Annotated in this window: 14 protein-coding genes; 6 read left to right on the top strand and 8 right to left on the bottom strand. The window is 57.3% G+C overall.

Features of this window, described 5'->3' with window-relative positions; genetic code table 11:
* The first annotated feature begins 533 nt into the window (after nucleotides 1–533).
* From M4951_RS23445 to M4951_RS23435, 3 genes are all read left to right on the top strand, one after another.
* On the top strand, nucleotides 534–1,637 hold the full coding sequence (locus M4951_RS23445) for a slipin family protein (RefSeq protein WP_262024027.1): 1,104 nt from the start codon (nucleotides 534–536) through the stop codon (nucleotides 1,635–1,637).
* 133 nt (nucleotides 1,638–1,770) lie between these two features.
* Nucleotides 1,771–2,169, top strand: a complete 399-nt coding sequence (locus M4951_RS23440) for a hypothetical protein (protein WP_262024026.1) — start codon at nucleotides 1,771–1,773, stop codon at nucleotides 2,167–2,169.
* 197 nt (nucleotides 2,170–2,366) lie between these two features.
* Nucleotides 2,367–4,202 (top strand): NPCBM/NEW2 domain-containing protein, encoded by a 1,836-nt coding sequence (locus M4951_RS23435; protein WP_262024025.1) that lies wholly within the window; start codon nucleotides 2,367–2,369, stop codon nucleotides 4,200–4,202.
* Nucleotides 4,203–4,225: 23 nt separating this feature from the next.
* On the opposite strand, the gene M4951_RS23430 is transcribed toward M4951_RS23435, so the two are convergent.
* Both M4951_RS23430 and M4951_RS23425 read right to left on the bottom strand, forming a co-directional pair.
* Nucleotides 4,226–6,499, bottom strand: coding sequence for a hypothetical protein (locus M4951_RS23430; protein WP_262024024.1), 2,274 nt, complete (start codon nucleotides 6,497–6,499; stop codon nucleotides 4,226–4,228).
* Between the two features lie 347 nt (nucleotides 6,500–6,846).
* Entirely contained in the window at nucleotides 6,847–8,637 is a 1,791-nt protein-coding gene (locus M4951_RS23425; RefSeq protein WP_262024023.1) for a tetratricopeptide repeat protein, read from the bottom strand.
* A 1,559-nt stretch (nucleotides 8,638–10,196) separates the two neighbouring features.
* Here M4951_RS23425 and M4951_RS23420 point away from each other — a divergent pair.
* Complete coding sequence (locus tag M4951_RS23420; RefSeq protein ID WP_262024022.1) at nucleotides 10,197–10,820, top strand: rhodanese-like domain-containing protein; 624 nt, start codon at nucleotides 10,197–10,199, stop codon at nucleotides 10,818–10,820.
* Here M4951_RS23420 and M4951_RS23415 read toward each other — a convergent pair.
* The 3 genes from M4951_RS23415 to M4951_RS23405 form a co-directional block, all read right to left on the bottom strand.
* A complete protein-coding gene (locus tag M4951_RS23415) occupies nucleotides 10,783–11,805 on the bottom strand; it encodes a formylglycine-generating enzyme family protein (RefSeq protein WP_262024021.1) in 1,023 nt (340 codons plus the stop codon). The genes M4951_RS23420 and M4951_RS23415 overlap by 38 nt on opposite strands.
* Before the next feature lie 32 nt (nucleotides 11,806–11,837).
* A complete protein-coding gene (locus M4951_RS23410) occupies nucleotides 11,838–12,695 on the bottom strand; it encodes a rhomboid family intramembrane serine protease (RefSeq protein ID WP_262024020.1) in 858 nt (285 codons plus the stop codon).
* 186 nt (nucleotides 12,696–12,881) lie between these two features.
* Nucleotides 12,882–14,075: a S1C family serine protease gene (locus tag M4951_RS23405; RefSeq protein WP_262024019.1), complete on the bottom strand. Its 1,194-nt coding sequence runs from the start codon at nucleotides 14,073–14,075 to the stop codon at nucleotides 12,882–12,884.
* A 640-nt stretch (nucleotides 14,076–14,715) separates the two neighbouring features.
* Between M4951_RS23405 and M4951_RS23400 the strand changes: the two genes are divergently transcribed.
* Nucleotides 14,716–15,300, top strand: a complete 585-nt coding sequence (locus tag M4951_RS23400) for a hypothetical protein (RefSeq protein WP_262024018.1) — start codon at nucleotides 14,716–14,718, stop codon at nucleotides 15,298–15,300.
* 212 nt (nucleotides 15,301–15,512) lie between these two features.
* Here M4951_RS23400 and ppk1 read toward each other — a convergent pair whose 3' ends face one another.
* Nucleotides 15,513–17,642 (bottom strand): polyphosphate kinase 1, encoded by a 2,130-nt coding sequence (gene ppk1 / locus M4951_RS23395; RefSeq protein WP_262024017.1) that lies wholly within the window; start codon nucleotides 17,640–17,642, stop codon nucleotides 15,513–15,515.
* Nucleotides 17,643–17,851: 209 nt separating this feature from the next.
* On the opposite strand from ppk1, the gene M4951_RS23390 reads away from it, so the two are divergent.
* Complete coding sequence (locus M4951_RS23390; RefSeq protein ID WP_262024016.1) at nucleotides 17,852–18,451, top strand: D-glycero-alpha-D-manno-heptose-1,7-bisphosphate 7-phosphatase; 600 nt, start codon at nucleotides 17,852–17,854, stop codon at nucleotides 18,449–18,451.
* A gap of 32 nt (nucleotides 18,452–18,483) precedes the next feature.
* Here M4951_RS23390 and M4951_RS23385 read toward each other — a convergent pair whose 3' ends face one another.
* Complete coding sequence (locus tag M4951_RS23385) at nucleotides 18,484–19,695, bottom strand: Lpg1974 family pore-forming outer membrane protein (RefSeq protein ID WP_262024015.1); 1,212 nt, start codon at nucleotides 19,693–19,695, stop codon at nucleotides 18,484–18,486.
* Nucleotides 19,696–19,834: 139 nt separating this feature from the next.
* A complete protein-coding gene (locus M4951_RS23380) occupies nucleotides 19,835–21,373 on the bottom strand; it encodes a hypothetical protein (protein WP_262024014.1) in 1,539 nt (512 codons plus the stop codon).
* Between the last annotated feature and the right edge of the window lie 169 nt (nucleotides 21,374–21,542).

The raw sequence follows: 21,542 nt of genomic DNA, 5'->3' as shown, positions 1-21,542 counted from the left end.
CGGCATATCCACCATTTCCGTTAGCTCAATGGTAGAGCACCAGATTATGGATCTGGCTGTAGCAAGTTCGAATCTTGCACGGTTCACAACCGCCGAAAGGGACGTGACTTTCAGACGATCCGTTGTCGACGCGGCGACTTGTCGGTCTTGCGCAACTACGCCAAGCGGTTTCGGCCATTTGGCGGAGATGCCTGGAATGACATGCATCGTGTCGGCGACACCATACGCCTGCGGCTTTGCGGGATGACCGGCCCGCATCGAAGGTTCGATTGCTCGACGCCTGCGGCAGCGGTCTTTTTCGCCCCTGGGGCAAAAGGGTCGCTCAAGCGGAACGTCTCCAATCGTTCGCGATGCGCGCCAACGATCCTCCGTCACAGTGGATGGGATCGCGACGATCGCTTGCGTCCTGGACGGCATTTTTTTTCACGCATTGAATCACGACCGAATGGAATAACCTGACTTACGTTTCCACTTTTTTACGAGGAGCAGCTTCCGATGCGTTAACCACACGAGCGGAACAGGAGGTAACTACGATGATCTACAAGCAAATTCAGATTCAAACCTACGAGGCAGGCCTGTACTTTGTCGACGGCGAGTTCGCCGGCGTGCTGGAGCCGGGTCGTCATTACCTGTTCGCGTGGCTGCGCAAGCAGCAAGTCGATATCGTCTCGCGACGTGATCCTTGGCTGCGTCACGACAAGCTGGACGTGATCGCGCGCAGCGGCAAGCTGGCCGATCAAGCGGTGGTTGTTGACTTGACCGAGCACGAGCGTGCGATCGTCATGATCGATGGTCGGTTTGACCGGATCCTGAAGCCAGGTCTGTATGTCTACTGGAACGGCGTGCGCAAGGTGGAAATCGAGCGCTACGACGCTCGCGAAGTACGACTGCAGCGCGATCACTTGTCGCGGATTGCCCGCGAACCGGCGGTTCGACTGGCGCTGGACGTTTGCGAAGTGCAGCGTTTCCACCGCGGCGTGCTGTTCTACGACGGCAAGTACGTCGAGACGCTAGAGCCAGGCGTCTACGCGTTCTGGAAGGAAACGGTCGATGCTCGCGTGGTCGAGATTGATCTGCGTGAGCAAACGCTCGACGTAGCAGGTCAAGACATCATGACGGCCGACAAGGTGACGCTCCGGCTGAACCTGGTCGCGACCTATCGGGTGATCGATCCGCTGAAAGCGGCGGCGGCGACGGTCGACGTGCAACAGGCGCTGTATCGCGAAGCGCAGCTCGCCGCGCGAGCGGTGATCGGCGCTCGCGAGCTGGACGCGTTTCTCACCGACAAAGAGAACGTCGCGGACGAGATTGCCGCGATCACGCGCCGCCGAGCCGAAACGCTGGGTCTGGAACTGATCACGGTCGGCGTTCGCGATGCGATCTTGCCTGGTGAAATGAAAGACCTGTTGAACAAGGTGACGCAGGCCAAGAAGGCGGCTGAAGCGAACCTGATCTTCCGCCGGGAAGAGACGGCCGCGATGCGCAGCCAGGTGAACACGGCGCGACTGTTGGCCGATAACCCCACGTTGATGCGGCTCCGGGAGCTGGAGGTCTTGGAAAAGATCGCCGCCGAAGGCAAGCTGAACATCGTCGTAGGCGAAAAAGGCTTGGCCGACCGAATCGTCAACTTGCTGTAAACCTGACGCCCTGGAAGCGAAAGTTTCCAGGGCGTTTTTTCGTTTGCGGAATCCATCTGGCGCCGCGGTCGGCATCCGGTACGATTTGAGAAGTTTTCTTGACGCGCGCTTCTCCGTAAATATAGAGACCTCCATGCCGACGTTGATGATCGCCTTGCAGCGGGAAATCCCCGATGTCCAGTCGTATGTGCATGGACATGCCTTGTCAGAGCGCGAAGAAGAGCTCGCGCAGTTAGCCCAATCGCTGGGCGTAACGCCGCTGATGGATTTCTTTGGCCAAGGCGCCGACGAAACCGACTTCTTTTTGGAAGACGAACTCGAGTTGGGAGAAGGTTTTGAATTGCCGCAAGAAACCTGGTTCGCTCCGGCCGCTGGTTTGATCACGATCGCCGCGCTGTTGGCGCATCTCGAAGCGGAGCCAGCCACGATTTCAGCGGAGGATTCGGTCCGGCGAGAGTTGCGGCAATGGCAATCGCTGCTGCAGACCGCCGACAAGCATCAAGTGATGTGGCACGTCGCGGTTGATTTTTGATCGCAACGACATCCAGCCTTCTGGAGAAACGAAAGCGGAAGGGGCGCAAATGACGGCGGAATGTTGAAAAAGTCGCGATAAACCGCGTGGAGAATCAACTATCTGAAAAAACGTCGTGACGTAGAATAAAATGGAAGCAAGTCGCAATCTGCTCGACGCATGCCCGCATTTCACCCCGCCGATGTCATATGTCCTCGATGTTGCAAACTATCGCCGTTGCATTTACGCCATTCTATTGGCTCAGTTTCGTTACGCTGGTCGCCGCTGCGGGGCCGACTCCGCAGCAAGAGATCGATCTGCTGGTTCCCCAGGCGCTGCAGATCATCGAGAAGTGGGAGCAAGAGAATCCGGTCCCCGGGAAGCGCAAAATGCATGTGGTCTATTGGACTCCTAGCGACCGTGAGCCGGCGCCCCGCTATCGCGAGCGACTCTCAGAGATCCTGCTTCATATTCAAAACTTCTACGCGCAGGAAATGTCGCGACTTGGCTTTGGCCCGCGGTCGATTCGGTTAGACGTCAAGGAAGATGGCCTACTGAACATTCACGTGGTAAAGGGAGAAGGCCCCTACGCGCAGTACGATACTCCAGATGGTCGCAAGATTCGTCAAGAGTGTATCCCCACACTCCGCCAAGCAGGCGTCAATCCCGACGAAGAGACGATCGTCATCTTCTGCAATATGTCGAACTGGGATCCGGACAAAGCGGAGATCAAGCAAAACAGTCCCTATTACGCTGGAGGTTCTCCGACCGGCGGTACCGCCTGGCAAGTCGACTCGCCGATTCTCGATCTGCAACTCCTCAACAACAAAGAGAGGAAAGTGCGTGACGGGCAATACGGAAACATTTCGGTTGGCAAATACAACTCGATCTTCATCGGCGGAATCTGTCATGAGCTGGGACACGCGCTGGGGTTGCCTCATTGCCGTGAACGCCCTGATGAAAAAGCCCAGTTTGGCACGGCGCTAATGGGTTCAGGCAATCGCAGCTATGGCGACAATTTGCGCGGTGAAGGTCGCGGCACATTTTTGACGCTCGCGCACGGCTTGAAGCTGGCTTCGCACCCGCAGTTCTCAGGATCGAACAAAGGACTCAGTTCCAAAAGCGACGCCAACGTCGAGATCCTCCAAGTGGAAGCCGTGGATCGCACCGTCGAACTGACCGGCCGCGTTACAGGCTCACCTCCGGTTTATGCCGTGCTCGGCTATCTCGATCCTGATGGCGGCAGCAACTACGACGCATTCTCCGCAGTCGCCGTACCGAATGCGTCAGGCGAATTCACGCTTCGCTATCGACCGCTGACGCCCAATTTTCATGGGCGGATTCGTATCGATCTGTGCCAGGCGAATGGCGCGGCGACAACCTATTCCGGCGATAATTCGCGGTGGGGATTTGATCTGCTGACCAACGCCAAAGGAGAGCCGCAACTGCAAGTGATTCAGCAGAAGTTGCAACTGCTGCCGCTAGCCGACGCGTTGAAATCCAAAGACCAAGAAAAGATTCAAGCGATCAGCGAGAAGCTGCAGGCCTCTGATGACAAGCTGGTGGCGGAAGTCGCCAAGCGATTAACCGCATCGCCCGCAGCCAAACGCCCCCATATTTCGCCGCTCTACGTGCCGAAAGAGATTACCGAAGTTCCCTTGTCCGACTGCCAACCAGAAACGGCCCATCTTGGATATGGTCGCCCGGCCTATGACCGTTTGCCGCATGATCAGCCGCTGCTGGAAGTACGCGGCCGGATCTTCCGGCATGGGATTTGGGCGCACGCGCCTGCCCAGCACACGTATGATCTGGGCGGAGCCTGGAAGAATTTTTCGGGATCGGCCGGCGTCGCAGGGACCAGAGGCCAGGTCGTCTTTGTAATCAACGCCGATGGCAAAGAACTATGGCGCAGTCCCAAGACGAAGCCGGGCCAGCTGCGTGATTTTTGGGTGGAAGTCGAAAATGTCAGTCGACTGGAGTTGGTCGTTGAAGATGGCGGCGACGGCAAAGACGGCGACTGGAGCGTCTGGCTCGAGCCGGTTCTCGGCCGCTAAACGAAGCGAAAGATCCCCTTTTTTCAGTTCGGAGCAGTCAATGGAGGAAGCGCGATCACATTGCTCGTGACGTCGGCCTCTCCTTTTTTCGAGGTCGCAGTCACTTGGACGTTGGCTAATGCGGCGACCGAGACGCCTGCCGGGAGCTTGATTTCCAGCGTGTAGTCGCTTTTATCGGCCGGCACTTCGACCGGTTCAGCGGTCGCGCCTTCCGGCAATCCGCTGACCGAAATTTTTGCGGCGCCTTGGAATCCGCCGGCGCGAACGAGCTTGCCGCTCATGCGAAACGTGGTCTCGCCGGCAAGTTGCAGGAAGATCGGCGAGGCCAATGAAAATCGTTGAGCCGAAGTGGTCGCCGTAGCGATTACTTTCTTCTGATCGGCCGAGAGCAACTCGGCGACCAGGGCCAGGTCCCAGCTGTGATCGGCCAAATCTTGCGGCGTGGCGATCTGTACGGTGGCGTCAGATTGATCGGCCGGAAGGATCACGTCCGCCGCCAGGCGAAGCGTTCGCTCGACGTCGTCAACTTTGATCTTCTTCTTTTTGTCTTTGGGATCGGGAACTTCCTTTTGGGGCGTCACCTGCGTCGTCAGCAATTTCAGTCGAACTGGGCCTGTGACGCCTTCGCCGCGAACGATCTGAACCGGCACGCTGAACGTTTCGCCCAGTGACAACTTGTCACTTGGAAACGCGCTCGTCAAAGCGACGCCGATCTTCGGATGTTGATCGACTCCCAAGCCGATCTCGACTTCGTCGGCGGTGATGTAGCCGTCGTCGTGCGGTTGAACGACGACATTTTTCACCACGTCTCGACCACCAATGGTCGCTTTGCCGATCAGTCGAGCGACCTCAAATTGGCCAGGCGCTTTCGCCGAAATCGACAGCAGCGTCGCCGTTGCGCCCGAGGGAATCGTCGCGCCGGAGAGCGTAAAGTTTTCGTGGTCGCCATCCCACGACAGGTCGATCGGCCCGCCGTATCCGCGTCGTTTGACGGTGACCGGCAATGTCAGCACGCCGCTGGCCGGAACATTCCAGACGTTGGCGCCTGCGGTGAGCGTAAAATCGCCGACCGACAACGGCGTTACTTCGATGCGATAAACGAACTCGGCGCCATAGCGACCTTGCAGGTCACGCAGCACGATCAACAGCTTGTCGACATCGCTTGGCGCGTCGAACGTCAAACCGGGATCGGGCGTATTGGCTTGGTCATCGTTGGAGCCGAGACTCCCGCCTTGCGATTTGTGAACTTCCAGCACGCCGTCGACCGGCGTACCCAAACGTTGGGCTAGAACTTCAACCCGATATTTCTTACCGGGCTCAATCGGAACAAGATACTCGTCTCGTTCATTTTCGCCGAGGAAACGCCCGTTGATCGTCACCGGCGCCGCCGGCGTTTCGATGCGTTCGCCAGGCTTCCCACGTTGTTCGATGAACTCGGCGCCTTGGTTGACCGGCAGGCGAGGAACCGCGCCCGTGAAATGGGGTACGGTGATCGCCGGCGAAACGATCGGTGCAAAATTGGCGACCGGCGCCGTCGTCAGTTGGATGTCGCCCAGACTCGCGCTAAGCGGCTCAATTTCGACCGCTGACTCGCGTGCGACGCCCAAAGGAAACGTAAGATCCGCATAGTGAAGATCGCCGATTTTCATCCGAAAGTAACCGGGGCCGGCGCCTTTGTAGAGCGCGTCTTGCAGCTGAATCAAGTACTGTCCGTCATGCGGCAGAATAAACTCCAGTCGAGCATCGCCGGCGATCGTTTCCAGCTGTGGTGAGAAGGCGATTTGCGATCCGCGCTCGTCGAGCAGACGGACGACGGGGCGCAGTTTGCTTCCCAGTCGCTGCGCCTCGACATCCACCACCACGCGTTCCCCTTGCTTGCCGGCAAAGGAGGTTTTGACCAGTTGCGCGCCGGTCAAGTTACCGGTCAGCGCGATTGGCAATTGCTCGATCGCTTCGGTGACCGCTGCTTGCGGCAAATCATCGACGCCAACTTGAGCGGGGGCCGAAATTCCCGCGGCGCTGCTGACGCGCAAATTGAAGATCCCTGGCGCCGCTTTCGCCGGCAGCGTGACGTCAAATTGCAATTGATTCGGTTTCGCTTCGCCGACCAACTCCGCCGTCCCGCCGTCCGGAAGCAGCAACTGCGGTTCGGCAGCGAGTTCCGATCCAGTGATGGTGATGCGCGTGACGCCCCCAATTTGCAGACCGCGCGGTGCAACGTTTTGAATGGCGGGAGCGGCCCAACTAAGGGTAGTCAGCAGAGAGAAGGCGAGCGATAGCGATGCGGCGCGCAGCATGGTTCGTGGCTCTCTTCGAATTAGCAGGAGGACAGGCGGGAGTTTTTGAGGTTGCGCCATGGAAATCGCAGGCGTCTATCTTTCTTCGTAGCCCGAGGCCTTTCTTCATAGCCCGAAGCGCCAGCGAGGGAAATGCGCCTGACTACTTCAAGCCGTATCAGCATTGCCGAGCGTCTTTCCCTCGCTGGCGCTTCGGGCTACGAAGAAAATGATAGTCGTGTTTCCCAAATGCGCAACTTCCAAAGGGGGAAGCCGGGGTGGATACGAAAAAAGGACGCCAGAGTAATTCCGGCGTCCTTTATTTTAATCCATTTTTTTGCTTGAGTCCCGCAAAATCTTGCGAGACTTTAGTTGGCGAAAGGATCGGCGAATGGGTCCGAGTTATCGGGGGCTGGCTTCGCTTCCATGTCTTTCGCCGGAGCCGCGCCAAACGGGTCATCCGCAGCGGGAACAGCGAAGGGATCGTCGCTGGCCGGCGTCGTCGCCGGAGCCGGTTTCATCCCGGCCGGAGGAGTTGCACCAAACGGATCATCACCAGCCGGAGCCGGAGTCGCGAATGGGTCATCGGAAGCAGCTGGCTTCGTCTCGGCCGGAGCGGCGAACGGATCGTCGTTGGCAGGAGTCGATTGTCCGCTCATGCCGGGCAAACTCGGAGTTTTCAGCTTCGGCGTCAGGGCGCTGCCGATCGCGCTGATCGCGGCGCCAACGACGCGGGTGGTTGATCCGCCGGCGGCTGCAGCGCCTTCCATCACATTGGCGGTTCCACGGAGCGGCGCACGTTTGGCGACGGCGTCTTCCGGCATTTCCAGGTTGGTCGTTGCCGGTGTCACCGCTGGGCCAAATTTGTCTTCGCTCGGTGCGCCCGTTCCAAACGGATCGTTGACAGCCGGCTGCGCAGGAGGCGACTGCATCGCCGGTTCAACGCTCGGCGTCGGGACCAAGTCAGCCGGAGCGGCGAAAGGATCATCACTGGCCGGAGCCGCTTCCATCGCCGGTTTGGCGGTTGGATCGGGAACGAGCGGCAAAGTCTTGGTCGGGGCTTCACCCGCGTCAAAGGGATCGTTGGTCGCCGGAGCGCCGGGCGCCGATTCCATCGCTGGCTTGGTCGGCGCCGCGAAAGGATCATCGGTCGCCGGTTGGGTCGAACCGCCAAACGGATCGTCCAGCGAAGGAGTCGCTTCGGCGTTTTCCATCGCGGGAACATTGTTGGGCGCAGGAGTCGTGCCGGCGCCCGCGTCAAAGGGATCGTTGGTCGCCGGAGCAGGCGGGGCCGATTCCATCGCCGGCTTGGTCGGCGCTGCGAAAGGATCATCGGTCGCCGGTTGGGTCGAACCGCCAAACGGATCGTCCAGCGAAGGAGTCGCTTCGGCGTTTTCCATCGCGGGAACATTGTTGGGAGCGGGAGTTGTGCCGGCGCCCGCGTCAAAGGGATCGTTGGTCGCCGGAGCAGGCGGGGCCGATTCCATCGCTGGCTTGGTCGGCGCCGCGAAAGGATCATCGGTTGCCGGTTGGGTCGAACCGCCAAACGGGTCGTCGTTCATCGGAGCCGGCATCGCCGGTTCGGCAGGAGTCGTTGGTGTCGACGCGCCTGGCGAGACCGCTTCACTGCTCCCAAACGGATCGGTCGGATCAGAAGCTTTCGGCTCGACCGGCAAAGTGGCGCTGGCTGGAACGGCGCCGCGAAGTACTTCTTCTTCGGCCGCTTTCCGCATCTCATAGCGTTGGCGTTCCCACTGTTTACGAGCGATGAACTCCTGGACGCGGATTTTTTGGCGATAGTCTTCTAGTTTCAAACGAGCTGAGCCTTGAACTCGCTCTAGTGATTTCCCGATCGCATAAGAGCGATCCGCGGTCAGCTCCAATTTGGCGCCTTCCTGGAAATCGAGTTCGGCTTGTTCCGGTCGCCCCATATTCCACAGGGCGAGCCCTCGGAAGTAAAAGGCGCGCGGATCTTTCGAACCCTGGTCGATGGCGGTCGAGAGCGTCATAAACGCCTCGGTCATTTCTCCGCGATTGAACTGATGCACCCCTTGGCCGTAAAGCTCGACGACGATCGGCTCTTGAGCCGAAACGACGCACGGGTTTCCTAGCCACAGCAGTGCGGCGACAGCCGACGCCGAGACAACGTTCCTCGTCATCAAACGAATCTCCCTACAGATTCAAACCGAAGCGATTGAATTGAATAGTTGACAAGATAAGTGGGTCAAGAAGTCACTTGCACCCGATGTTGGAAGGGCCGTAGGTGGGACTCATCCTGAGAAAAGAGAGGCGAAAAAGCCCGCTCTAGCGATCCTATAGCACCCAGCAAAATAGCGGCAACTTCCAGCGTATATCGTAGTTGCGCTTTTTGACGAACACAAGCAAACCGGCTCGGTACGCCAAATTCAAACCCAGAACCCGCCGATCGGGGCATGCTGGTCGTTACGACAGTCACGTATTTCACTTCGGATTGGACGGCATGGTTGCTGGAAAACAACACAGGCGGCCAGGCCAGACGATTTTACGCTTGCGAAGTATAGCGGCCCAGTCGCTGTCGCCTGTCGACCTGGCGGCTTTGCTTCAGCGTCGATCTATCTATCCGTCAACGACTTAGGACGAAGTAGGCAAAGTAGAAACGCAGATTACGCTGGGGGGCCCTCCCTGTTAGTCCAAGACTGATTGGGTTGCTTTTACCGCGCCATCGGCGCTCAATTCACGTAGCGACTCGCCCCCCCGCGAGGGAACGCAACCGATCGATGCAATTGCGTTACTGCGCGTCTACCCGTCCCCGACTGGGGCAGCCTTCGTTGCGAAAAGATTGTCCGTAGACAAAACGCACGGACTTCGGGTCAATTTCAGTGAAGCATTATTCACGTGAATCACGTTCGCGCGGCGGCCAAATAGGTCGCTGGGGGTGGAGATTCTATGCGCCTCTGTGATTCGGTTGAAAATCAACGTTCCAACTGGAGCGACGAGTCCCGTATGCCAAATTCAAAACGGTCCTGTCCTGTCCAACCTTTCTGGTCCAAACCGATAGTCCCCTTTTGCTCCGCAAAAGTAGCGTCTTCCTTCCGTTACTTTCGCGGGAGCGAAAGGCGATTGTGGATCCAATCGGCCTTATTCTTCGTATCCCGACGCGCGAGTTTTGAGGTTGCGCGATTTCCCTGGTTGGCCGCGATAGCTCCGCTATCGGGGCGGCGCAGCCGTAGGAGGCATTGGTTCCCCATAAGCAGTTCAGGGTCTTTTCGCCATTTCAAACGATGTAGCGACCACCGAAGTAAGCCCAATCGCGACTCGACGCCTCCTACCGACTTCGTCGGCCCCGATAGCGGAGCTATCCGGGCCAACCGGAATCCGTTCGGCCAAATAGCGCAACCACAAAACTTGCCCACTCGGGCTGGTGTTGGATTGGTTGAATTCGTTGGACGAAAAAAAACGGTCCTGTCCGGTCCAACCTTTCCGGTCCGAACCGATAGTCCCCTTTTGCTCCGCAAAAGTAGCGTCTTCGTGAGAAGAGCATCACGTCCGGAATTAGAAGTGAAGAACTGAAGAATAAAACTCCTAGCCACCTTTTCCGTTCTTCTTTCAGGGCTTTCCGCCATGCAAATGGAGATCGCATCGCACGAGCGGGGCCAATTTTTGAAAAACAGCGGCGCGGGATCGTTCGTCTTCCTGATTAGTTAGATTTTCGCACGCGATTTCGACGAGGGAGCATGTCATGCGCAAATGGACCATTAGCTGGGCGTTGATCGGGGGGATCGTACTTGCCGGCGTTTGGGTTACCAATACGATGCGGACCAGTGAAGTCAAAGCGGCCGAATCCGAAAATTCAGAGGGTCTGACCAGCAACTCCCAACTGGCGAATCCATTGATTGATTTTGACGGGCATCTTAAGCAAGCGCTGCAGGCAAGAGAGATTCGCGCGAAGCGTCGCGTCTCCGAAAAGGAATTCATCGAAATGGCGCAGGATCCGGCGACGCTGGTGCTGGATGCGCGCAGCGCCGGTAAGTACAAGCTGCTGCATGTCGAGGGCGCCGTTAATTTGCCCTATACCGACTTTACTGCAGCGTCGCTGGCGGAGGTAATTCCGACCCCAGAGACGCGCGTGCTGATTTACTGCAACAACAACTTCAAGAACGCTCCGGTGGCGCTCGCTCCCAAGAATGCGTTCGTGTCGCTCAACATCAACACTTATGTCGCGCTGTACAGCTATGGCTACAAGAACATCTATGAATTGAAACCGTTATTAGATCGCAACACGACGAAGATTAAATTTGCCGGGACAATCATCAACGCCGAGAAAACTACCGCGTCACCGACTGCACGCAGCGAAACCCCGTAAAGTTGTTGGGTGAGCGGGGGACGGAGTGAGAGCGATACCAGACCATCGCTTCGCTCACGCCGTCTTGTTCGCTAGAGAGCCAACTGCCGCCGCGGATAACCCGTTCTTCACCATCGACCGGGCCGACGGGATCAACGCGATCGGCCAATTGATAGCTGTCTTCGGCATAGTGATCGCTGCACCATTCGGCAGCGTTGCCCGCCATGTCGTAGATCCCAAATCCGTTGGCGGCGAATTTGCCGACCGGCGCTACTTCGGCATAGCCGTCGCTAGCGGCGTCTGCAAACGGAAATCGTCCTTGCCAGACGTTGCCAATTTTTCCCTCGGCATCATGCGCCGGGTATTCGCCGACGTTTTGACCGCCGCGAGCCGCGAATTCCCATTCGGCTTCGGTCGGCAACCGTTTGCCGGCCCACTCGGCATAGGCCCGAGCGTCATACCAGGAAACTTGGAGGACCGGATAATCTTCGCGCCCAATGATCGTACTGCCGGGGCCGGTTGGATATCGCCACTGGGCGCCGTCGACAATCGACGCTTCTCCGGTCTTGGCGTCGAAAACCCACGACCGCCCCCGCCGTTCGGCGTCGGTTAGATATTGGGTCGCTTCGACGAAGGCCGCGAACTGGGCGTTGGTTGTTTCGTGTTGATCAATCCGTAGCGGCGAGATGTTCACCTTCACGACCGGCTGCGCGTCGAGCGGACCATCGGGCTTCCCCAATAGAAAGAGCCCGCCGGCGAGCGAGATCATGCCGTCGTCGTCGCTCTCCATCACTTCAGCGCGCGGCGTGCTGTGCGTCGATCCGGTGAGACCAGCGATGCTCAGCGCAGGAAAACCGCCTTCCGGCGGAAAGAAATAGAAGCCGACGCCTAGGCTGAGAATCACCAGGCCGGCAATCGGCAGCAAGTAACTGCGGCGCGGTTGGCCCGGCGGTTTGCCAGCGGCCAACTGTCGCATGTACTGAAGCCTTGGCGTTGATTTGGTCACGACGGCCTCCTTGCCGCATCGACTTTGCGCAGTTAGCTATGCTTTTGTTTCATCCGACGGCTGTATGCTTCGAGCTTCCGTTTTTCGGTCGCTGTCAGACTGCTCATTCCTTCGTCCCGGATTTTATCGAGGATCCGCTCCGCTTCATCGTTGGAATCGTAATAGGGATCATCTTCTGGGGGCGAATGCACCTTCAGATTCGGCTTTCGCTTCATCGATTCGCGCAGTCGCTCTGGCAGACCGCCAAAGGTGAGGAAACCTAGATTCCAGCCGCCATAAAAGTAGGCCAAGCCAAATGCGGCGCCGGCCAAGTGAACTGTGAACGCGACGTTGCTTTGTCCATTCCCAAAAGCGCCCATGACATTGAAGCCGATCAGCACGACGCCCACCAACCAAGCCGGGACGGGAAAGAGCAGACTCACATAAATCGTGACGCGCGGGTAGTTGCAAATAAACAGAATCAAAACCGTCGTCACCGCGCCCGAGGCGCCGACAACCGAGCCGTTGATGGCGCCGGTCGCCAAACAGACGGCCGACCAGAAAACGCCCCCCAGGATGACGCTGACCAGGTAGATCCGCAGAAACTCGGCGCCGCCGTAACGTTCTTCGATCTGCCGACCGAACATCCACAGCACAAACATGTTGCCGATGATGTGCCAAATGTCGGATTGACTATGCAGAAAGCCGTAGGTCAGAAACCGCCACCACATCAGCGGGTGGAGCAACGTATCGGCATGAACCGACGCCAGGCCAGGCACAAAGCCGCCTGCCTGCAGATCAAAATGGCCGGCGAGCCGGCTGCCAAAGACGAGCCAGTCGACGAAAAAGGCGATCACGTTGATGATCACCAACGTGTTTACCATCGAGCGCCCGCCCGAGCCGAAAGACATCGAGCGCGGTTCGTCTTGATAATATTCGCGGTCGTAGATTCCCATGTTCCGTAACGCACTTCGGCCGCTAGAGGTCTGGCCGCTGGCATAATCGTTATCACCGGCGGCGCCATCATCATCTTAGGCGCCAAGACGCTCTAAGTGCAGTCCAGTTTAGCACGTTGTTGGGATCCGCGGCTCAGAGCGCTAATCGCCGACGCCTAACGTGACGGGAATGTCGACTTTTTTTCCCTCACGCAGAACGCTCAGAGTCACAACTTCCCCAGGATTTTTTCGCTCGATCGCGGTCAGTAGGTCGTCGGAAGATTGGACGGAGGCGCCGTCGACTGCGGTAATTACGTCCGCTTTGCTGCGGTCAACGCGGGTTTCTTCATAAACATAGGGTCCCCGGCGAACTTGCTCACGAATCAATTGAAACCCACGCAAACCCGCCTTTTCGGCGGGTCCTCCTTCAGCAAGCGATGCGATCCCCAGCCCGTCGTCGGTCAAATAAACCCGCGTCACGCCCAAATCGGGTCGCGTCACTTTGCCGCTGGCGATCAGTTGGGGGGCGACTCGACGAATCGTAGCGACCGGAATGGCGAATCCAACGCCCGTGTTTTGCCCGGTTCGACTTGCGATCGCCGTGTTCATGCCGATCAAGCGGCCGTTGCTGTCAAACAGGGGCCCTCCCGAGTTCCCCCGGTTCAGCGCCGCGTCGATCTGGATGATCGCTTTCATCGTTCGCCCGCTGCGCGACGGCAACATCCGATTCAAGCTAGAAATAATGCCGATCGTCATCGTTCGCTCCAACCCAAACGGATTGCCGATGGCGAACGCCTTCTGGCCGACGCGCAGATTGGCCGAGTCCCCCAACTCAATCGGATAAAGAACATCGGCCGGCACGTTGATCTTGAGCACGGCGATATCGTTGACCGGATCCTGGCCAACCAGAGTGGCCGAATAATTCTCGGCATTGAAGAGCATGACATCGATCTCGGTCGCTCCTTCAATCACGTGATAGTTGGTCAGGATGTGGCCTTGCTTATCGAGCACGGAGCCGGACCCAGAACCTTCGGCCGGCGACTCGGTCATCAGCATTCCAAAGACCGTGTCGCGCTGCACGCTGCGCGTCATGATGTGGCAAACGCTGCGATTCCCTTTATCGTAAACATAGATGTTTCGCTCTTCGTCCGGCGTCAAGCCGAGATCACCGGTCGCTGGCCGCAGCCGCTGCATCGGTCGAGCATCGCTCACGCGCGTATCGGCAGTCGATCGCCAGGCGTTGGCCATCGGAGCGGCAGATTCTTGGGCCAAGCTGGGTTGGATGGAAGCGGCGAACAAAGCAAGCGTCAACGCGCAGCAGCTGAGCAAGCCGGCGGAAATGGAGGTTTTCGGCATGAGGCTAACTCCCTAAGAGAGCGAAAATGGCAGCGAAGGTTTCGCAAAGCATGAAGCTTGCGCATAACCGTCATTACGAAATACCGAAGCCAAGAGTTCAAACCCGCTAGGGTTGAGTGGGGCGAATCATGTGGCAAGAATAATGGAAAGCGGCAAATGTTACCTGACGATGCCGCCGCAGTTGTCAGCCGGCGGAACAGAGAAATGCCAGAGGGGCCCAAAGAGGGGGGCGAGCCCCTTGGTTGCGTGAACACCAGAAAAAATGGCGTCGAAAGCCGCTCTACTAATAAATCCTGATACGGGAAGAGAAGATCCGCGAATTTACTGAAGAAGTGTTGCTTGATCGGATTTGTCATGATGATGTGTATAGAGTGGCTTGGCTATTGAGTAGTCTCCCGACAGATGCGTGGCGAATAAGAAAACCACTTTTTAACGATTGCGGAGAACCTCTGAAACGAAGACAATCTTTGCGCAGCCTTTATCATACGACTTGCGACATCACTTGCTAGTTTGTTCATCGAGGATTCGGCTGGCAATCCGAATTGCTATTACCAAATCTGCTAGACCTCTGGCGGCCAATCATTTTCCCGACCGGATCGGCTTGACTATCGAACCGAATGCAAAGCACTGGAGGTAACGGTTGAACGAAATTGCAGTTAATGGTGAATTTAATTTTCACGAACAAGAGGTTCTTTCAATCTTTTATGAAACCAATGTTTCCGGCCGCGACGAAAAATTTGCCGAATTGGTTTTCACTGCGGCATTCGCCATTCGATCGATGAGTAATCTTGGAGTTCATGAAGTCACTGATGCCTTGGGGCAGCAACTTCAAGTACTCGCTCGACTAATTGACCGCACACCCGCGGAAATGCTTTTACCCAAACCAAAGATCGTCGATTATCCAGGACATAATGGCCGCAAAAGATTCATCGTGAGCCTTCGACTCAACTCCGACCAGATGAGGCTCGACTATTCCGCAAAGGGTTTCGGCTTCTTCTCGATTGGCATCGGCTACTATGCTCCAGCGGCTGTGAGTTCACTATTTCGATACTACGCTAGTCGTCGAATCGACGATGATTCGTACCTTTTAGCGATCGCAGATGTCGCAGAAGCGTGTGGACAACTGCAACTTCATCGACAGATTCAAATGACCAATCACCCTCAGCTTGTTCTAATGCTAATCAGGAGCTATATGGAAGATTTTATACCAGACTGGATGCAATAAACTTGCTGGCAAACTTACCAGGACTTTAGTGCAGCTGCGGACAGCGTTTTTTTGAATTCATTGCCCACCTTGGCCGTCCAATGAAGTGTGTGATTAATCACGGTCGACACTAGATTGCCCCTATTACAGCACTGCTGTCAATCAATGACTGGTGCGAAAGAAAGAAGGTCCAATAGCCATCGAGTCACCTCGACTTACCACGCTGGTTGCCTTTACGCCAAGCGATCCTTCGCGCGATGCAGCGTCAGCGCCATCAGCGCCGGATGCGTGCCGATCTTCGCGATTTCGGGATCGTCTTCGCTCGCCGTCGCCATCTGATAGGTGCCGTCGGGTTGCATCAGCCATGACTGACGACGATCTTTCAGACAGATATCGAGAATCTCCCACAAGCGTTCCTTGAGCGGACGCGACTCGACGGGGACGATCGCTTCAACCCGTTTGGTCAAATTGCGTGACATCCAATCGGCCGAGCCGATATAGAACTCGCCGTCGAGCGGGCTCTCGGCGCCGTTGGCGAAATAATAGATCCGCGAATGCTCGAGAAAGCGGCCGATGATCGAACGGAGCCGCACATTTTCGGTAACGCCTGCGACGCCGGGGCGCAAACAGGCGAAGCCGCGCACGATCAGTTCGACCTGGACGCCGGCCTGCGACGCTTCGACGATGGCGCGGCAGAGCTCGGGGTCTTCCATCGCATTGAACTTGGCCACAATCAGCGACGGTTTCCCGTTTTGATGATTGTCGATTTCTCGCTGGACCATCTGCAAGAACTTTTCGCGCATGTTGATCGGCGCGACGAGCAGCTTGTCAAAATTGGGGGAGCGAGAGCGGCCGGTCAACATGTGAAACAGATTGACCACGTCGTTGCAGATGACCGGATCGCAGGTGAAGAGCCCTACGTCGGTATACAAGCGAGCCGTTTTGACGTGATAGTTGCCGGTGCCGATGTGTGCGTAACAGCGCAAGCCGTCCGCCTCTTTGCGGACGACCAGCGCAATCTTCGTATGCGTTTTCAGACCCAACACGCCGTAGACGACGTGGGCGCCGATTTTTTCCAGTTCCTTCGCCCAATGCAAATTGCGTTCTTCGTCAAACCGCGCCTTCAACTCGATCAAACAGGCGACCTGTTTGCCGGATTCGGCCGCTTGGATCAACGAACGGACGAATGGCGTATCGTCACCGACGCGATACACCGTCATTTTAATGGCGACCACTTTCGGGTCGCGCGCGGCGCGGCGAATGAAGTTCTCCACAGTCGCGTCAAAGCTGTCAAAAGGATGATGCACCAGCATGTCGCCGGCTTTGATGACCGAGAAGATGTCAGCCTCGTCATCGAGCAGCGTATTGGGGATCACCGGATTCCACGGTTCGTCGCGCAACGCTTTGATATCGAGACCAGCAATCGGCAGCAGCCCCGAATAATCCAACTCCGACGGCAACTCGTAAACGTCGTCTTCGGCCAGCTCAAACTGACGCATCAGCAACCCGCGGACCCACGGGTTGGGGTTGCTTTCAATTTCTAGTCGCACCACCGGCTGAAACTTGCGCTGCCGCAGTTCTTCGGCGACGACCGTTCGCAGACTTTCCATGTCATCGTCGTCATCCAGTTCGACTTCGGCGTTTCGCGTGATTCGGAACGAGGTCGAATCGACAATCGTCATACCCGGAAACAGCGTCCCCGCGTTGTGATGAATCAGATCCTTCAGACCCAGATAGTGCCATTTAGTCTTGTCTTCATCTTCCAGCGCGATCCACTGCGGCAGGATGTTGGGAACTTTAACCCGCGCGAACAGGTTTTCCTCCGAATCAGGCACACGCAGCACAAAGCCAAGCGAGATCGACAAGTTCGACATGTAGGGGAACGGGTGCCCTGGATCGAGTGCTAGCGGCGTTAGCGCCGGATAGACGTTGCGCGTGAAGAATTCGTGCGCCCGCGTTCGCTGCGCATCGGTCAGATCTTCCCACTGCAGCAGATGAATGCCGTTCTCGGCCAACTCCGGCAAGATCGCGTTGTCGTAGGCTTCTCCCTGCTGGGCGTACATTTCGTCGACGGCCTGGCGCAGTGACTGCAGATGCAGCTCGGTCGCTGGCGCACCGATCGAATGCGACAGTTCGGCCCGTTTGCGCGTCCGCAACAAGGCCAACCGCTTCATGAAGAACTCGTCCAGGTTTGACGTGAAGATTGCTAGAAACTTGACCCGCTCTAGCAGCGGCGTCCGTTCGTCCAGCGCCTGTTGCAAGACGCGGCGATTGAATTCGAGCCAGCTCAGATCTCGGTCGAACCAAGCGTCGCGCCAGGTTTTGGGTTCATCTGCGACAGGAACTTCCGGTCGATCGAGCATTGCAAATCTCTGAGACGGTCGAAAAAGGGGAAAAACGATACCTAGTTGAATCCTACACGTTCTAGGGGGAACATCAACTGAGCCGCGTCATTCTTCGCAAATGCCTCCCTCTGCGGGTGATAGTTGGGACGATTGGTCTTGGGAAATGGGGGGACAAGCTGCTAAAAACGGAACTCCTATTGCCCCATTCCCCACCCCTTGAGAGAGCGATGTCTTACGCTTGCGGCGCCCTGTTCCTGGATCGTGACGGCACGATCAATATTGAACGCGAATACCTGGCCGATCCGGCGCAGTTAGAACTGCTGCCTGGAGCCGCCGAGGCGATCGCCGCCGCAAATCGCGCCCATGTTCCGGTAATTGTCGTCACCAACCAGTCTGGAGTCGCCCGGGGAATGTTTCCGGAATCGCGCATCGCCGAGATTCACCGGCGTCTCGATCAACTTCTGGCCGAGCAAGGAGCGTCAATCGACGCCTACTATTATTGCCCGCATCATCCGAAATCGGCTAGCGCCGTCTATCGGGTCGATTGCGAATGCCGCAAACCGCGAGCAGGGATGCTGTATGCCGCCGCGAGCCAACATGGACTCGATCTGCAGGAAAGCGTCATGATCGGCGACAAGCCATCCGATCTCGGCATCGGCCGCTTCGCCGGATGCCAAACCATTCTGGTGCGCACCGGCTATGGCCACGAAACCGAACAGCAACTGCCGGCCGCCGTTCCCTCGCTGATCGGCCGGTTTGACTCGTTATTGCCGGCCGTCGAGTTTTGGCTGCACGCCCGATCAGATAAGGCCCGCAGCGCGGCGTAGTTAGAGCCGCCGCAGGCAAGGCGATCATTTCATTACCAATTAACGCCGATCGAAGTGACCACGCCGAAGAAGCCGACGTTTCCTTCTTCGCTGACCGCATTACCGACGCCGTTCCAAAATTGCCCTTCCATCGCGACGGTGGCGAAAGGTTTCCAGATGCGGCAAGACTGGCCGCCGCGCCACTGAAGCCCCAACTGCAATTCGCCAATCGACAGCAGGTCATCGCGGTTGGAAGTGCTGGTCGTTGTGAAAGGGGTCGTCAGATCGAGGTCTTCGCCAGCATTCAAATTGCTGTGAGCATCGCCAAACAGCAGCGAACCACGGCCGCGTGTGAACAGCGACCAACAGGGCGCCACAGGAACCGAGGCGAACATCGACAACGTCGGGCCGAATCCGCTGATTCCATGTTGATAGTCGATCTGTCCCGAAAGCGTGCCTGCGGCGTCGGTCGTTTGTGAGAGATAGCTCTGGTTAATTTCGGCATAACGAACGCCGCCGGCGACCCCAAAGTTCCAACATGAGAAACAACCTTTTTTGGTCAACTCGAGATCAATCGCATAGGCGGTCAGTCCTGAACTCGCAGTAAACGTCTCGCCGGGGATGGTGGTCGAGACGTCCACGTCGCCAAACGGCGGCGGCAATATCTGGCCAAATCCATTGGCCGGCGGTTGCGCCGTGATGCTGGCCGGGTCATGAGAAAATTGCCACCAGGTCGCTTGAAAGCCGATGTTGGGGTTCAGCTGAACTCCGGTGAAGACGCGCGGTGCGAACGCCATTTTCGATTCGAACTCGACCTGCTGGTACGACTCGAAACTTGCGCCGTCAGATTGCATCAAGGTATAAGCGGGATTTTGGCTGAACCGCGGCGCCAAAAATGTCGCCTCGAAGCCGGCGTACCAATTGGCGCCGCAAGGGACGCATTCAGCCGCGCAGCAGCCTGACATCGCTTCGCCGACCATCATCCGCGAATCGCCGGGCGAATAGATCGTTTCGGTCGGCATGCTCGTCGTGTCGTGATAGCTGACAGGGGCGACGTGATCGTTGGTGACGATCGTCGCTACAGACTGCTGGCGAGCAGTTCGCTTGGGAGCCGCGGTAAGCGGGCGCGCGACAGCCGGTTGTTGAAGACGCTGCGGCTGGGCGTTGGAACGGGCTCCTTTCATGCTTTGAGTCGACTCCGCAAACGCGGCAGGCGTAGAGACTCCGATAAGCAGCGCGACGGCGAGCAGGCGAGTAAATGACATCCAACAGTCTCCACAAACGAAGCCTGGGATTTGTCCAGAAACGGACCCTGGATTTCCCTATATTCGTCTATCGGTAGTCTGCGCAGAATAATCCAACTTTTCTGGTTGTGATGATTTTACGGCTGCTAGCAGCTATCAGTTAGGTAGGGTTGGAGAGGGTGACGACAAACTCCTCGTCGTCAGCAAGCGGAGGTTCGCCGTTATCGATCACGAGCACGCGGAACGAGACAGGTCCGGGTAGATCGGCAGCCGTCGGGGTCCAACGAATAATTGCGTGGTTGTTATCCACTTTTTCAATGGTCGCGCCCGCCGGCGAATCTTCGGCGTCAAGCATATAGGTGAGCGTATCCCCGGAGTTGGGATCGGTCGCGCTAATTTCGATGACCAGTTCGACTCCGACTTGGGCGGTTTGATCCGGGATCGGCGCCAGATCAGGCGATTTGTTGACCACCGTCTCACTAGGGAAGCAGAGCAGATAGACCCCGTCATGATCGACGGAGCCGTCACCGTTCCAAGCGATCGCAAAGGTTGCGTCTGTTGCGGCGACGTTTGGAGCCCGCTGGTGACCAAATTCTGGCCCAGCGGTCGATGCATTCACATAAAATTCGGACGCGAGTACCGGAGTCGTCGAAGACAGGTCAATTTCGCGAGCCTTGACGTTCCAGCCGGTACCATCCAACACGCCGTCGGTCCAAGCGGCGATGATCGCGCCTTCGGCGGTCGCCGCCAAATTCACTTCGAGTTGCTGTCCCTGCGTCGCCGCATTGATGAGGAACTCGGAACCGATCAGCCCGCTCGAAACGCCAACTTGTTGTGCATAGAGACCCCAGCCGTCGCCATCTTGATTACGACTTTGCCAGGCGACGGCGAAACTATCGCCGAGCGCGACCACGCTCGCCGCTTCTTGACTTTGAGCCGTGTTGGAGTTCACCAAAAACTCGTCCCCGAGCTTGGTTCCATCTGCGTTGAATCGCTGAGCATAAATGCCCCAATCGCTGCCATCCTGGTGGCGACTGCTCCACGTGACCAGCATGATCCCATCGGCATTGATCGCGATGTCGGCATACGCTTGTTCGCGAAAGGTCGTCGTGTTGACCAGCATCTCCCCAGCCAGAGCGACTCCGGTACTGCTAAACCGGCGAGCAAAGATCCCATCAAAATCGCCGCCGCCGACTCCCTGCCAAACGAAAGTCGCCGCGCCGTCAGACGCGATCGCAACCTCTGGATTTTCCTGCACGCCGCCGGTGGTTTGATTGATTAGCACTTCGCCAGTGATCGCATCGCCGGAGGCGTCGTACCAGCGCGCGAAAATGCCGGCGCGATCTCCGACCCCGCGGCCTTGCCACACGGCGAGAAATCCGCCGCTAGGGAGCATGGTGACTGAGACATTCGACTGTTCACCCGCCGTCGTCTGATTTATCAATTGCGGTGAACCGAGCGGTTGCCCCGTTTCATCCAGGAGTCGAAAGAAGACGCCGTCGCGATCGCCGAGACCAATGCCTGAGTAAGCGACAACGATCGATCCATCGTCCAAAAACGTCGCCGAATTGCCGGCATCGGTAATCTGATCGCCGATGGTCGGATCATTCACCAGCTGATCAACGCCGCTCGGAGAAACGCTCAGAAGCTGGCGACCTTCGAGCCGCTCACAGGATAAAGATCGTCGTCGGTGGGACATGCGGGAATGCGTCTTTTGAGGGTGGAAGCGGGCCTGACAAAACCATGATAATCACGACCTTCCAACGATCCTCCTGAATCTGCTGTTTGGTTCGCAAAAAAGAAAGGACACCTCGACCGAGATGTCCTTTCTCTCCAAAAAAATGTAACAGGGCGAGCGACCTGGCTAG

It is taken from the genome of Blastopirellula sp. J2-11 (assembly GCF_024584705.1).
GTDB lineage: Bacteria > Planctomycetota > Planctomycetia > Pirellulales > Pirellulaceae > Blastopirellula.
This window is presented reverse-complemented; position numbering and strand designations above follow the sequence as displayed.

Bases quoted from the DNA above. Each gene is read 5' to 3' on its own strand.
- M4951_RS23445 (WP_262024027.1), top strand. From the start codon at position 534: ATGATCTACAAGCAAATTCAGATTCAAACCTACGAGGCAGGCCTGTAC.
- M4951_RS23440 (WP_262024026.1), top strand. From the start codon at position 1,771: ATGCCGACGTTGATGATCGCCTTGCAGCGGGAAATCCCCGATGTCCAG.
- M4951_RS23435 (WP_262024025.1), top strand. From the start codon at position 2,367: ATGTTGCAAACTATCGCCGTTGCATTTACGCCATTCTATTGGCTCAGT.
- M4951_RS23430 (WP_262024024.1), bottom strand. From the start codon at position 6,499: ATGCTGCGCGCCGCATCGCTATCGCTCGCCTTCTCTCTGCTGACTACC.
- M4951_RS23425 (WP_262024023.1), bottom strand. From the start codon at position 8,637: ATGACGAGGAACGTTGTCTCGGCGTCGGCTGTCGCCGCACTGCTGTGG.
- M4951_RS23420 (WP_262024022.1), top strand. From the start codon at position 10,197: ATGCGCAAATGGACCATTAGCTGGGCGTTGATCGGGGGGATCGTACTT.
- M4951_RS23410 (WP_262024020.1), bottom strand. From the start codon at position 12,695: ATGTCTTTCGGCTCGGGCGGGCGCTCGATGGTAAACACGTTGGTGATC.
- M4951_RS23405 (WP_262024019.1), bottom strand. From the start codon at position 14,075: ATGCCGAAAACCTCCATTTCCGCCGGCTTGCTCAGCTGCTGCGCGTTG.
- ppk1 (WP_262024017.1), bottom strand. From the start codon at position 17,642: ATGCTCGATCGACCGGAAGTTCCTGTCGCAGATGAACCCAAAACCTGG.
- M4951_RS23390 (WP_262024016.1), top strand. From the start codon at position 17,852: ATGTCTTACGCTTGCGGCGCCCTGTTCCTGGATCGTGACGGCACGATC.
- M4951_RS23385 (WP_262024015.1), bottom strand. From the start codon at position 19,695: ATGTCATTTACTCGCCTGCTCGCCGTCGCGCTGCTTATCGGAGTCTCT.
- M4951_RS23380 (WP_262024014.1), bottom strand. From the start codon at position 21,373: ATGTCCCACCGACGACGATCTTTATCCTGTGAGCGGCTCGAAGGTCGC.